Source organism: Novosphingobium sp. HII-3 (genome assembly GCF_002916655.1).
GTDB lineage: Bacteria > Pseudomonadota > Alphaproteobacteria > Sphingomonadales > Sphingomonadaceae > Novosphingobium > Novosphingobium panipatense.
In genome coordinates, this window is record NZ_PPSM01000005.1 from 76,247 (window position 1) to 89,803 (window position 13,557).

The window sequence follows — 13,557 nt, forward strand, 5'->3', positions numbered from 1 at the left end:
GACGTTCCATGACTCACCTTCCCTCTCCGGCCGCGCGCCGCCAGCTCGGCAAGAGCGGCATCGAAGTTTCCGCCCTCGCCTGGGGCAACTGGCGCCTTTGCGGCGACGATGTGGACGCGGTGGTCAAGCTGCTTCACGCCGCGCTCGACGCCGGCATCACGCTCATCGACACGGCTGACATCTACGGTCCCGACAACGACGAGGCCTTCGGTGCTTCCGAAGCCCTGCTGGGTCGGGCCCTCGCGACCGATCCCTCGCTGCGCGGCAAGTTCGTGATCGCCACCAAGGGCGGCATCTCGATGGGCGTGCCCTACGATTCCAGCGCCGGGTATCTCACCTCGGCCATTGACGCTTCACTCACCCGCCTCGGGACGGACACTGTCGAACTGTGGCAGATTCACCGTCCCGATATTCTCACGCACCCTTCGGAAATCGCAAAAGCCATCGGCGAAGCCTATAAAGCAGGAAAAATCCGCAGCTTCGGCGTCTCTAACTTCACTACGAGCCAGATCGCGACGCTCCAACAGTTTCTGGAGCTTCCGATCGTCTCGACCCAGCCCGAGCTTTCGCCGCTCAAGCTCGCTCCGATCGAGAACGGCGAACTGGACCAGGCCATTGCCATGGACATGGCGGTCCTGGCCTGGTCCCCGCTTGGCGGTGGGCGTATCGCCAATCCCTCGGATGAGCGCACAAAGGCCGTCGCGGGCCTGCTTGACGAGGTGGCTGAAGAGTTCGGCGTGTCGCGCACGGCGGCCGCCTACAGCTGGATCATGGCGCACCCCGCGCGCGTCATTCCGATCGTCGGATCGCAAAAAGCGGACCGGATCGCCGAAGCGGCGGACGCACTGAAGGTCCGCTGGACCCGCGCCCGCTGGTACGCGGTACTGGTCGCATCGAAAGGAGAGCCCCTGCCATGACGAACAGCTCCATGACTGCAACTGACAAGACCTGCGAAGTAAGCTGGTTCTCGGCCCTTTGCGACGATGACTACGAGTTCCTGGGCCAGCCCGACCCGGCGCTGGCGTCAAGCTGGGAGCACTGCCGCAACATCGTGCTGCAGGCGGAGAAAGGCGGGTTCGACAACATCCTGCTTCCCTCCGGCTATGCGCTCGGCATCGACACCACCATGTTCGCGGGCGCCATCGCCCCGCTGGTGGAGAAGATCCGCCTGCTCTGGGCCGTGCGCATGGGCGAGGACTGGCCGCCGCAGCTGGCCCGCCGCATCGCCACGCTCGACCGCATCCTTGGCGGACGTCTGACGGTCAACATCATCTCCTCCGACCTGCCTGGTGAAAAGCTGGGCAGCCGGGAACGCTACCAGCGCACGCTGGAGGTGATGCAGATCCTCAAGATCATGCTGAACGGCGAGCACCTCAAGTACCAGGGCGAGTTCTACAACCTCGACCTGCCTCCGGCCCGCATCACCACCGTCTCCGGCAAGTGCCCGCCGCTCTACTTCGGCGGACTGTCCGAGGACGCGCGTGAGGCGGCGGCGCAGGGGTGCGACGTGTACCTCATGTGGCCCGACACGATGGACAAGGTTCGCGAAACTATCGCCGACATGACCGCGCGGGCTGCCAAATACGGCCGGACGCTGAAGTTCGGTTACCGCGCCCACGTCATCGTGCGCGAAACCGAGGACGAGGCACGGACCTACGCCGACCGCCTGCTCTCCAAGCTGGATGACGCGGCCGGCGAAGCCATTCGCCAGAAGTCGCTCGACACCGCCAGCGTCGGCGTGACCCGTCAGGCCGAACTGCGCTCCGCCGCAGGTGGCGACGGCTTCGTCGAGGAGAACCTGTGGACCGGCATCGGCCGTGCCCGCTCGGGCTGTGGCGCAGCGATCGTGGGCGATCCCGACCAGGTGCTCGCCAAGATCAAGGCCTACCAGGCGGAAGGCATCGATGCCTTCATTCTCTCGGGCTATCCCCATGCCGCGGAGGCGGACCTGTTCTCGCGGCACGTCCTGCCCAAGATCAATCACGCCCCTCTGGTGCTCTGATACGAAAAAGGTTCCGGGTAGCCCCCGGAACCTTTTTTCTTAGGCCGTCCTGAAAACGCTTCAGGAGGCGTCCGCAAGCCTCAGTGACTGTCCGCGGCGCAGACGGCAATGCTGGTCAGGTTGAGGATGCCGCGCGCGGTGACACCCGGCGTCAGCACGTGGATCGGCTGCGAAAGCCCCAGCAGCATCGGCCCGACCGTGGGCGAGCTCGACGATGCCGAGAGCGCCGTAAGCGCGATGTTCGCGGAATCCAGGTTGGGCATCACCAAGAGGTTCGCCGCGCCCTCGAACGCGGAATCCGGCACAAGCTTGTCCCGCAGCGCCTGGCTCAGCGCCGCGTCCGCGTGCATTTCCCCGTCCACCTTCAGCTCCGGCGCAGCGGCGCGCACCAGCTGCGTGGCGGCGCGCATCTTGCGCGCGCTCGGGCTGTGCGAGGCGCCGAAGTTCGAGTGGGACAGGAGCGCGATCTTCGGATCGAGCCCGAAGTGGCGGACCGCCTGCGCGGCCAACACCGTCATTTCCGCCACCTGCTCCGGCGTCGGATCGGGCACCATATGCGTGTCCGTCAGGAACAGCGCGCCTGCGTCGAGAATGAGGCCCGAGAGTGCATAGACCCGCTTCACGCCCGGCGCGCGGTCGATGATCCGCAGCACGTGCTCGATCTGGCCCCAGTATTCCGAGTTGCCACCAACCAGCGCGGCGTCCACCCGCCCCGTACGCAGCAGCATGGCCGCCGTAACCGTGGGCCGACGATAGGTGTGGCGCACCACTTCCGCCGCCGGCACGCCCTTGCGCGCAGCGACCATGCGATAGGCCTCGGCCAGCTGGTCCATGATCTCGACGTCGGTTTCGGGGTCGATCACGTCGACGTCCTTGCCGAGTTCGAAGGTGAGGCCCAGCTTCGGCAGCTTCTCTTCGAGAATGCGGCGGCGGGCGACGAGCGTCGGGCGTACCATGCCCTCGTCGAGCGCATCTTTCACGGCGCGCAGGACACGCTCGTCCTCGCCTTCGCCATAGGCCACGCGCTTGTACGCGCCGCGCGCGGCCTGGAACACCGGCAGCATGAGCTGGCCCGAACGCGCATTGCCGGTGGCAAGACTGCGCTTGTACGCGTCAATGTCCAGCGTCCTGGTAGCGACCCCGCTGTCCATCGCCGCCTTGGCGACGGCGCCCGCGATCTCCACGATCAGGCGCGGGTCGAAAGGCGTGGGGATGATGTATTCCGGACCGAACACCAGCTTGCGCCCGCCATAAGCCTGCGCAACGCTGTCATGCGCGGGGACGCGGGCCAGCCCGGCGATTGCCTCGGCCGCGGCGGCCTTCATCGCCTCGTTGATCTGCGTCGCGCCCGCGTCGAGCGCGCCGCGGAAGATGTAAGGGAAGCACAGCACGTTGTTGACCTGGTTCGGGTAATCCGAACGGCCCGTGGCGATGATTGCGTCCGGCCGGACCTCGCGCGCGACTTCGGGGCGGATCTCCGGTTCCGGATTGGCCAGCGCGAAGATCAGCGGATTGTCGGCGAGCAGCGGAAGCCATTCCGGCTTGAGCACGCCCGGCGCCGAGAGGCCGAGGAAGACGTTGGCCCCTGGCAGGACTTCGGGAAGCGTTCGCGCGTCCGTGTCGCGGGCATAGCGCGCCATGTTGGGCAGCATACCCTCCCGGCCGGAATGGATGACGCCGTCCTTGTCAGTCAACGTGACGTTCTCGGCCGGAAGGCCCATCGATACCAGCAGGTCCACGCAAGCGAGCGCGGCGGCACCGGCGCCAGAGGTGACGAGGCGCGCATCGGCCAGCGTGCGTCCCTGCAGCACCAGCGCATTGCGCACGGCGGCGGCCACGACGATGGCGGTGCCATGCTGGTCATCGTGGAACACCGGGATGTTCATCCGCGCCTTCAGAGCGGCCTCGATCGCGAAGCACTCCGGCGCCTTGATGTCCTCCAGGTTGATGCCGCCGAAGGTCGGCTCCAGCAGCGCCACGGCCTCCACGAACTTGTCGGGATCGGTGGTGTCGACTTCGATGTCGAAGACGTCGATCCCGGCGAACTTCTTGAACAGGACTGCCTTGCCTTCCATCACCGGCTTCGACGCCAGCGCGCCGATGGCGCCGAGGCCGAGCACGGCGGTGCCGTTGGAGATCACCGCGACCAGATTGCCGCGCGCGGTATAATCGAGCGCCTTGGCTGGATCCTCGGCAATCTCGAGGCACGGCGCAGCCACGCCGGGCGAGTAGGCGAGCGCGAGGTCACGCTGGTTGACCATGCGCTTCGTGGGCTCGATCGCCAGCTTTCCAGGGCTCGGAAGGCGGTGGTAATCAAGTGCGGCGCGGCGCAGCGTCTCGTCCATGTGTTCGTCCCGTGGTCAGTAGCCAAAGTCAGCGTCTCACCCCATCGTGGCAGCGATAGGATGTCCGTTTCCTCCAACACGCTTAGAGCCTCTGTGTCGAGTGCTCAGCGCCCTTTTTCGGCACGAATTCGAAGAGCAATAGCGGGAGAATCCGCCGTGCGCCCGGGCGCACGGCGCAAGATGAGACTTAGGGCGCCGCCGGTGCCCCGACCGGCGTCGTCTCCTCGATACCGCCGCCAAGCGACCGGTACAGCTCCACGAGATTGCTGGCCTGTGTCAGGCGCGTTCCCACGAGTTGCTGCTCGGCTGCGTAGGCCGTCCGCTGTTGGATCAGCGTCGTCAGGAACGAATCGACGCCCGAGCGGTACCGGGCATCCGAAAGGCGCGCGGCGACACGGGCCGCTTCGGCCCGGTTGGTCTGCGCCCGTAACTGCTCATCGATGCGGCCGCGCTGCGCAAGCGCGTCGGCCACCTCCCGGAACGCGGTCTGGATCGCGCGCTCGTACGTCGCCACCGCGACCTGCTGCGAGGCGCGGGCGTAGTCGAGGTTGCCCTGGCGACGGCCGAAGTCGAACAGCGGCAGGCCGATGCCCGGAGAGGCGTTGTAGGTGTAGGTGCCGTCCTTGAAGAGACCCGAAAGCGACGTACTGAGCGTGCCAAGGGTGGCCGTCAGGGAGATCGTCGGGAAGAAGGCGGCCCGTGCCGCGCCGATGTTCGCGTTCTCGGCAATGAGCTGATGCTCTGCCTGGAGCACGTCGGGCCGACGCAGCAGCACCTCCGAGGAGATGTCCCCCGGCAAGGCGTCCCGCGTCATGGGCGCATTGCCGAAGTCGGTCGGCAGGAGCGCGGCCGGCACGGTAGTCCCCGCCAGCAGGTTCAGCGCGTTCTGATCGCGTGCAATGCTGGTTTCCAGCACCGCGATGTCGTTCAGGGCACCCTGGTAGTTCGTCTCCGCCTGCCGGACTTCCAGTTCCGAGCCGATACCCACGCGGAACTGTTCACGGGTGAGCCGCAGGGTGTCCTCAAACGTGCGCAGCGTCCCGCGCGAGAGGCGCAGCTGCTCGCTGTCGGCGGCCATCGTCAGCCAGGCGTTCGCGATTTCCGCGATCAGGCTGATGCGGGCCGAGCGCTGCGCCTCCTCGCTGGCGAAGACCTGCTCCTGCGCGGCACGCGACAAGTTGCGCACCCGGCCGAAGAGGTCGAGCTCGAAGGCGGAAAGGCCGACAGTCGCCTGATAGGCCTCGATGTCGGTGCTGCCGCCGGTCGCACCGTTGGCACCGCCGGCGCCGAACACGTTGTTGGTGTACGTGCCCGTGCCGCTGGCGTTGACCGTCGGCAGCAGGTCGGACCGCTGGACGCGGTACTGCGCGCGCGCCTGCAGGACGTTCCCCGCCGCGATCCGCAAGTCGCGGTTGTTGGCGAGGCCCAGCTCGATGACCCGTTGCAGCCGGTCATCGAGGAAGAAGTCCCGCCAGCCGATGCGCGACACGTCCACCGCGTCCGTTGGGGCCGTGGGGTAGATGCCGCCCTGCGGAAGCGTGACGGGCACGGCCCCGGTCGGCCGCTCGTACTTCGGAGCGAGATTGCACCCCGAGAGCAGCACCGTACCGGCAAGCAGGAAGAGGATAGGCTTGGTCATATTCAGATTTCCTGCGGCGCGGGGCCGCGTCCGTAAGGCTCCCTCGCGTCCGGATCGTCTTGGACGCCGTCAGTCTGCCCGTGCTTGAACAGCCGGGCGATGACCACGAAGAACATCGGCACGAAGAAGATCGCGAAGATGGTGGCGGTGAGCATGCCGCCCACGACCGCGCGGCCGATGGCGTTCTGGCCACCTGCGCCCGCACCGGTCGACACCGCCAGCGGCATCACACCGAAGATGAAGGCGAGCGACGTCATCAGGATCGGCCGCAGGCGCAGGCGCGCGGCTTCCATGGCGGCGTCGAAGGCGTTCATGCCGGCCTGCACGCGCTCCTCCGCGAACTCCACGATGAGGATGGCGTTCTTGGCCGAGACGCCGATCGTGGTGATGAGGCCGACCTGCAGGTAGATGTCGTTACCCAGCCCGGTGAGCCAGGCCGCGAACAACGCGCCCACCACACCCAGCGGCACCACCAGCATGACCGAGATCGGCACCGACCAGCTTTCGTATAGAGCGGCAAGGCACAGGAACACGACCGCAAGCGACAAGGCATAGAGCGCGGGCGCCTGACCGCCGGAAAGGCGTTCCTCGTAGGACAGGCCGGTCCATTCGATCGCGGTGCCGGGCGGCAGCTTCTGCTGCATCTCCTCGATCGCCTCCATCGCAGCGCCCGTGCTCAGGCCCGCTGCCGGTGCGCCCTGAAGCTGCATGGCGGGACGGCCATTGTAGCGGGTGAGGATCACAGGGGCCTGCTTCCAGTCCACGGTGGCGAAGGAACTGAAGGGCGCCATCTGGCCGTTCTCACCGCGCACGTAGAGGTTCTCTATAGCTTCTGGAGACGAGCGGTACGGCTGGTCGGCCTGGATATAGACCCGCTTGGTGCGACCCCGATCAAGGAAGTCGTTGATGTAGGCCCCGCCCCATGCGGTCGAGATCTCCGAGTTGATCGCGCTGATGTCCAGCCCGAGCGCGCCGGCCTTGTCCTGATCGATCTGCACGTCGAGCTGCGGGGCATCGTCGAGGCTGACCGGACGGACCTGCGCCACCCGCTGGTCCTGGGCAGCCATGCCGAGCAGCTGGTTGCGTGCGGCCATCAGCTTCTCGTGACCCATGCCGGTCTCGTCCACCAGCCACAGGTCGAAGCCGGTGGCGTTGCCGAGTTCCTGCACGGCGGGCGGCATGACCGCGAAGATCATGGCGTCGCGGTACTTGGAGAACACGCCCATTGCGCGCTGCGCCAGCGCCGGAGCACGGTTCTCCGCCCCGCTGCGTTCCTCCCAGTCCTTCAGCTTCACGAAGGCGATGCCCGCGTTCTGGCCCTGGCCGGAGAAGGAAAAGCCGTTGATCGTGAAGATCGATTCGACGTTCGCCTTCTCCGTCTCGAGGAAGTGCTTGCGCACCACGTCGAGGGCCTTCTGCGTGCGCGGCATCGTCGAACCCGACGGGCCCTGCACGAGCGCGAACATCATGCCCTGGTCCTCGTCCGGCAGGAAGCCGCTGGGCAGGCGGATGAACAGGGCCGTCATCACGCCGATAATCAGCAGGTACACCAGCCCGGAACGCTTCCAGCCACGGGCGGTGCGGCGCACCCCGCGCTGGTACTTCTCGGTGCCCCGGTCGAACTTGTCGTTGAACCACCGGAAGAAGCGAGCGAGCAGTCCGTTGCCCTCCGGCTGGTCAGACTTGTGCGGCTTGAGGATCGCGGCGCAGAGCGCCGGCGTCAGGATCAGGGCCACCAGCACGGACAGGGCCATCGAGGAGACGATGGTGATCGAGAACTGGCGGTAGATCACGCCGGTAGAGCCGCCGAAGAACGCCATCGGCAGGAACACCGCCGAAAGCACCATGCCGATGCCGATCAGCGCCCCACTGATCTCGTCCATGGACTTGCGCGCGGCCTGTTTCGGAGAAAGATGCTCCTCCTGTATCAGGCGTTCGACGTTCTCGACGACGACGATGGCGTCGTCGACCAGCAGGCCGATGGCAAGCACCATGCCGAACAGCGTCAGGGTGTTGATCGAATAGCCCAGCATCGACATCACGCCGAAGGTGCCGAGCAGGACGACGGGAACCGCGATGGTCGGGATCAGCGTCGCGCGCCAGTTCTGCAGGAACAGGAACATGACGAGGAACACCAGCACCACCGCCTCGACGAGCGTATGGACCACCTGCTCGATCGAGAGGCGCACGAACGGCGTCGAATCGTAAGGGAAGGCGACCTTGACGTCGGCCGGGAAGTTCTTGGCGATCTTCTGGACCTCGGCCTTCACCGCGTCGACGGTGTCGAGCGCGTTCGCGCCGGACGCCAGCCGGACACCAAAGCCCGATGCGTTCTTGCCGTTGTACTGTGTGTCGAAGCCGTAGAGTTCGGCCCCAAGCTCCACGCGCGCAACGTCACGAAGGCGCACGGTGGCGCCGTCCGGCGTGGAGCGCAGGCGGATATTGCCGAACTCCTCGGGCGTCTGCAGGCGCGACTGCACCGAGACAGTCGCGTTGAGCATCTGCTCATTCGAGGCGGGCAGCGCGCCGATCTGGCCTGCGGAAACCTGAGCGTTCTGCCCCTGTACCGCGTTCCGGACGTCCGCGATCGTCAGGTCATAGCTGCGCAGCTTGAGCGGATCGACCCAGATGCGCATGGCGTACTGAGTGCCGAAGATCTGCAGTTCGCCCACGCCGTTGATGCGGCTGACAGGATCCTGCACCTGGCTGACGATGTAGTCCGCAAGGTCGGTGGCGCTGTGGCTGCCGTCCTCCGAATAGACGGCCGTTACGAGCAGGAAGCTCGCCGCGGACTTCTGGACCTGGACGCCCTGCCGCTGGACTTCCTGCGGCAGGAGCGGCGTGGCCGCCTGAAGCTTGTTCTGAACCTGGACCTGCGCGATGTCCGGATCCGTGCCCTGCTCGAAGGTCAGGGTGATCGAGACGGTGCCCGCCGACGAGGAGTTCGCCGAGAAGTAGCGCAGGTTGTCGATGCCCTTGAGCTGCTGCTCGATGATCTGCGTCGTGGTGCGTTCCAGCGTTTCCGCATCGGCGCCGGGATAGGTGGCGGAGATGGAGACGGTCGGTGGCGCGATCTCGGGAAACTGGGCGATCGGCAGACTGCGGATGGCGAGGAGACCCGCCATCATCAGAACGATCGCGATGACCCATGCGAAGATGGGTCTGTCGATGAAATAACGTGACATGGTCGCTTACCGGCCCTTGTTCGCGGGTTGCGCGTTGGAGGGGGCACCTGCCGGCTTTTGCCCCTGCCCCGCTGCCTGGCCCTGAGGCGCGACCGGCTTCACCGGCACGCCGGGCCTCAGCATCTGCGCTCCATCGACGACGACGCGGTCGCCGGCCTTCAGCCCCGAAGTGACCAGCCAGCTGCTGCCGATCGTGCGCGGTGCGGTGATCTTGCGCATCTCCAGCTTGTTCTGCGCCCCGATCACGAGGACCGTGGGATTGCCCTTTTCGTCGCGGGCGACGGCAATCTGCGGGACGAGAAGCCCGTTGGTCTTGGTGGCCTGCGCGAACTGGGCGCGCACATACATGCCGGGCAGGAGGAGACCGCGCGGATTGGGGAACTGAGCGCGAATGATCTGGCTGCCGGTCTGCGGGTCAACCGTCACGTCGGTGAACTTCAGCACGCCGTCCTGCGGATAGACGCTGCCGTCCTCCAGCTTCAGCTTGACGTTGACCTGGCCGCCTCCCCGCGAAAGCTCACCCGAGAGCAGCTGCTGGCGTAGGCGCAGCAGTTCGGCGCTGGACTGCTGGATGTCGACGTAGATGGGGTCGAGCCGCTGTATCGTCGTGAGCGGATCGGTCTGCGCGGCTGAAACCAGCGCACCCGTCGTGTAGGTGGAGCGGCCGATGCGGCCGGAGATCGGCGCGCGAATCGTCGTGCGGGCAAGATCGATCTCGGCGCTGCGCAGGAGCGCCTGCTGGGCCGCCACGTCCGCCCTTGCCTGCTGGGCGCTGGTCACGGCGTTTTCCGCCTCCTGCCGCGAGATCGCGTTGATCTTCACCAGCTCGCCGTAGCGACGGGCCAGCGCCTCGGTCGACGCGATGGCAGCGCGCGAGCGCGCCACCGCCGCCCGCGCATTTGCCACGGCCGCTTCGTAGGGCGCCGGATCGATCCTATAGAGCGGCTGCCCCGCTCGCACCTGATCGCCTTCGGTGAAGAGGCGCGACAGGATCAGACCGTTGACCTGCGGACGCACCTCCGAAGTCTCATAGGCATTCGTTCGGCCGGGAAGCTCGGTGGTGAGCTCCACCGCCTCCTCGCGCACCGTGATCACACCCACTTCCGGCGGACCGGCAGCCGGCTGTTCGCCACCTCCTCCGCAGGCCGTAAGAAGCAGCACGATGGCCGGGGCGATTTTTTTCATGGAGTATGTCCACAGAAAGAGTTAAAGCGTGAGTGAGCGTTCACTCATCTTTGGCGCGTTTATTGCGTCGCACAATCGAATGCAAGTCGGGATTGGGGAATGACAAAGGAAACCATGACGGATCGCCCCCGGGCCGCACGCTCGGCCGCGCGCCGGCAACACTTGCTCGACACCGCACGTAACCTTTTCGTCGAGAGAGGGTTCCATCAGACCGGCATTGCGCAAATTGCCGCTGCATCAGGGATTGCTGTCGGCCAGATCTACCGGGATTTCGCCAACAAGGAGGCGATCATCGCGGCTATTTGCGAGTCGCAGATCAGCGTCTGGCTGGACGAGGGGACGCTGTGCGCCGCAGTCGGGGCGCAGGACTGCGAGGCCATTCTCGCCTGGATCGAGCGGGTAAGCTTCGATGAGCCGGACGACGACGATCGACGCCTGATGTGCGAGATTCTCGCGGAGGTGGGGCGCAATCCGATCATCGCGGAAATGAACGCGCGCGTTGACGCACGCCTGCGCGGCAGCATCGGCGCCGCGCTCGAGTCGCTGGCGCCGAATGCGCCCGCGCCCCGCCTTTCGATGGTGATCGATCTCATCGTCGCCATGTCGTGGGGCCTGGCTGCGCTGCGCGAACTCTATCCTGGCAGCGACCCGCAGGCGCTGCACGCAACAATGCTCGATTTCCTACGCAAAGAGGTGAAGAACCTGTCACAAACCTGACAGATGCAGAAATGCTGCACTGCAAAATCTACGCGTCGCAGCTCTTCCTGATTTGCCCTGCCCTCTGGACAAGAGGCCGCAGGTATATCATCCTGTCTGCAATAAACGGCTAACGAGCCATACGAGAGGATGGGACGATGGAAAACAAGGAAGTCGAGTCCGGCGAAAAGGCGATGATCCTTCTGCAAAGCCTGATTTGCTACCTGCGTGAAAAGAACGTGCTGTCGCGCGCCGACATCGAGGAACTGCGGGACCGCGTGGAAGCCCGCATCGCCGCCAATGAGACCAGCCTGCCCTGCGCGGCTTCGATCGCAGCTGCGGCGGCTGCGGAGATGCGCGAACTCGACGACTACTGCGGTCGCACTTACGGCGGCAAGCACCGCCGCCGGGTCAACTGACCAGGCCGAGCCGGCGGCCCAAGCCGGCGGGCGCCAAGCGCCTGCCGTATCGCAAGCAGATCCTGGAGAATGCAGGAGCGCCCGGGCTTCCTTCGCAGCCACAGGAACCCGGCGAGTTCAGCGGGTGCCCTGCGGGAAGAGCAGGACTGCGCCGATCGTGATACCCCATTCGGGCTGATCGGTGGGCGCTTCAAACCAGTATTTCCCGCCGATGGAGAGGCTCATCATCTGCCCGCCGACTTTCGTCACCTTCGAAAATGAGACGTTTAACGGCACCTCCCACTGGTCGCCCTCCCAGTCATAGGACACGTCGAGATTGCTGGAAATCGTGCGGCCACCGCCGATATGCCATGCGAGAAACGGCTGGACTTCCGTGCTGCTGATGTCGGCCCTGTCGCTCTTGCCAGCAATGGACCAGAGATGATCGGCCGAAACGCCCATGGTCAGCGACTTTGTCTGGCGAAGAAGAAGCAGCGACGGGCCGACTGCTAGCTTTCCCGTGCCGAGGATTTTGCTGGTCGCGGTCGGGATGCTCGCCCGAGCCCCGAGGGCCCAGACGAGACCGCCGTGCTTGGCGGGCGTGAAAGACAGTGTCTGATTGATGTCGCCAAGGCCGAAGGTGCCGCCGCCGGGGCCCGCCGGATTGGAGTAGGCGAGCGGGAAATCCGTATGCGAAATCATGTTCCAGTTCTGGCTGAGCCGGAAGGGAATGACTGGCTCGATATCGAGAAGGTAGCGCTCGACGGTATCGTGCGCCGCGTCGCCGAGATCCAGGTCGGCGTGGATCGGAACGCTGATCATGAAGGCGGCGGGGTTGGAGATCTTGCGGGCAAGCTCGTCCGCATCCTCGGTCTCCTGGGCTGCGGCTGAGCAGGAGGAGAACCCCGCCAGAACCACGATGATGATGCGAAAGGAAAGACTGAGGTTGTCTGACACCTTGATCTCCGGCCCTGGCTCGCTGAGTTGGCGGAACGCACCGCCAATAGGAGCCTTGTTTCTGGACTGCCCCTGATACGGGTTCGGCTGCTTAGCTCGTCGATATTCGTTTCCGATCCCGGCTGCGGGGGCGCGACGCCGTGGCCGCTATTCGACCACTACGTCTAAGTTCCAGCGTTCCAGGCCGCTGAGCGGCAGGAACCCGCCGTCATCCTCTCCGACTTCCTGTCTGATAACGTCCTGGGTCACGAAGGAAAGCGAGATTTGGTCAACAGATCTCTATGCGCCGGCATTGAGCGGCGAGGCATGCATTCTGAGCCAGATGGCTTCCACCGTCAACGGGATCGCTCCCTGCCATAGCAAACACAGGATCCAGCGGCGCCGAAACGGCCGTGGTCCTCACCGTCCTTAGAACGAGATACGCACCCAGGTGGAAGGCCCGAACATTATCTACAGGGTCGCTTTCGCGCCCTCACGGCACTTGCAGAGAGGGGTCCTTCCACCTGGCATCCGACCGTTCAAGGAACGGTCGGTACTCTGTCCCCGTCTTGATGACGGCATGGGCAACGCGCGCCATCTTGGCGGTGAGCGCCGTCATCGCCTTGCGGCGACGATCGGCATCATCCGCGTGCCCGGCAGTGTATCGTCCGAGCTTGTCGCGGAAACTGTTGTTGCGCTGACGTGCGGCGACCTGGGCAGCCATCCAAAAGGTCCGCCGCAATCGCGCATTACCGTACTTGGACAGCATCGTGCGGCCTCGGAATGTACCGGACTGCCGGGTCGCAAGATCAAGACCGCAGAACTTCAGGAACTGACGGTGATGGCTGAAGCGGCGTAGATCGCCTGCCTCGGCGAGAATGGTCAACGCATTGATGGGCCCAATGCCGGGGATCATGCGCAGGAGCTGATAATCGCGGTTTTCGGCCAGCATGGCATGCGCCGTTCGCTCGATCTCGTCGCGCTGCCGGATCAGGTTGCGTGCTTGGGCGATCACCATGCGGAACATAGCGATCGAGACGGAATCCTCGTCGACAGGTAGCGCCACGGAGGCGCAGGCGGTCTCGTAGATATCGTTGATCAGCCGGGCTTTGGACACCTTGCGGCCGACCAAGTCCCATGCTTCGCGGGAGAAAGTCTCCTGGCCGAGCAC

9 protein-coding genes and 1 pseudogene are annotated in these 13,557 nt (G+C 65.4%); 4 read left to right on the forward strand and 6 right to left on the reverse strand.

The features are described from left to right. Positions 1-8 precede the first annotated feature (8 nt). Both C2R25_RS01085 and C2R25_RS01090 read left to right on the forward strand, forming a co-directional pair. The gene (locus C2R25_RS01085) at positions 9-917 is read left to right on the forward strand and encodes an aldo/keto reductase family oxidoreductase (RefSeq protein WP_103727458.1); all 909 of its coding nucleotides are present in this window, start codon (positions 9-11) and stop codon (positions 915-917) included. Further along, entirely contained in the window at positions 914-2,002 is a 1,089-nt protein-coding gene (locus C2R25_RS01090; RefSeq protein ID WP_233203696.1) for an LLM class flavin-dependent oxidoreductase, read from the forward strand. Before C2R25_RS01085 ends, C2R25_RS01090 begins: the two co-directional genes overlap by 4 nt. Positions 2,003-2,082: 80 nt before the next feature. Here C2R25_RS01090 and C2R25_RS01095 read toward each other — a convergent pair whose 3' ends face one another. The 4 genes from C2R25_RS01095 to C2R25_RS01110 all read right to left on the reverse strand — a co-directional run bounded on the left by C2R25_RS01095 (position 2,083) and on the right by C2R25_RS01110 (position 10,356). Further along, on the reverse strand, positions 2,083-4,347 hold the full coding sequence (locus tag C2R25_RS01095; RefSeq protein ID WP_103727459.1) for an NADP-dependent malic enzyme: 2,265 nt from the start codon (positions 4,345-4,347) through the stop codon (positions 2,083-2,085). Between the two features lie 187 nt (positions 4,348-4,534). After that, positions 4,535-5,986 (reverse strand): efflux transporter outer membrane subunit, encoded by a 1,452-nt coding sequence (locus C2R25_RS01100; RefSeq protein ID WP_199183727.1) that lies wholly within the window; start codon positions 5,984-5,986, stop codon positions 4,535-4,537. Positions 5,987-5,988: 2 nt separating this feature from the next. Next, on the reverse strand, positions 5,989-9,171 hold the full coding sequence (locus tag C2R25_RS01105) for an efflux RND transporter permease subunit (protein ID WP_103727461.1): 3,183 nt from the start codon (positions 9,169-9,171) through the stop codon (positions 5,989-5,991). Between the two features lie 6 nt (positions 9,172-9,177). Next, positions 9,178-10,356 carry an efflux RND transporter periplasmic adaptor subunit gene (locus C2R25_RS01110; RefSeq protein WP_103727462.1) on the reverse strand — a complete coding sequence of 393 codons (1,179 nt, stop codon included), beginning with the start codon at positions 10,354-10,356 and terminating at the stop codon, positions 9,178-9,180. Between the two features lie 99 nt (positions 10,357-10,455). On the opposite strand from C2R25_RS01110, the gene C2R25_RS01115 reads away from it, so the two are divergent. Together C2R25_RS01115 and C2R25_RS01120 are read left to right on the forward strand one after the other, a co-directional pair. Continuing rightward, positions 10,456-11,073 carry a TetR/AcrR family transcriptional regulator gene (locus C2R25_RS01115; protein WP_103727463.1) on the forward strand — a complete coding sequence of 206 codons (618 nt, stop codon included), beginning with the start codon at positions 10,456-10,458 and terminating at the stop codon, positions 11,071-11,073. Between the two features lie 137 nt (positions 11,074-11,210). Continuing rightward, a complete protein-coding gene (locus C2R25_RS01120; protein WP_103727464.1) occupies positions 11,211-11,471 on the forward strand; it encodes a hypothetical protein in 261 nt (86 codons plus the stop codon). Positions 11,472-11,588: 117 nt separating this feature from the next. Here the strand turns inward: C2R25_RS01120 and C2R25_RS01125 are convergent, their stop codons facing one another. Continuing rightward, positions 11,589-12,407 (reverse strand): hypothetical protein, encoded by an 819-nt coding sequence (locus C2R25_RS01125; protein WP_103727465.1) that lies wholly within the window; start codon positions 12,405-12,407, stop codon positions 11,589-11,591. A 450-nt stretch (positions 12,408-12,857) separates the two neighbouring features. Further along, positions 12,858-13,557 (reverse strand): annotated as a pseudogene (locus C2R25_RS01130) (transposase); the annotation flags it as partial.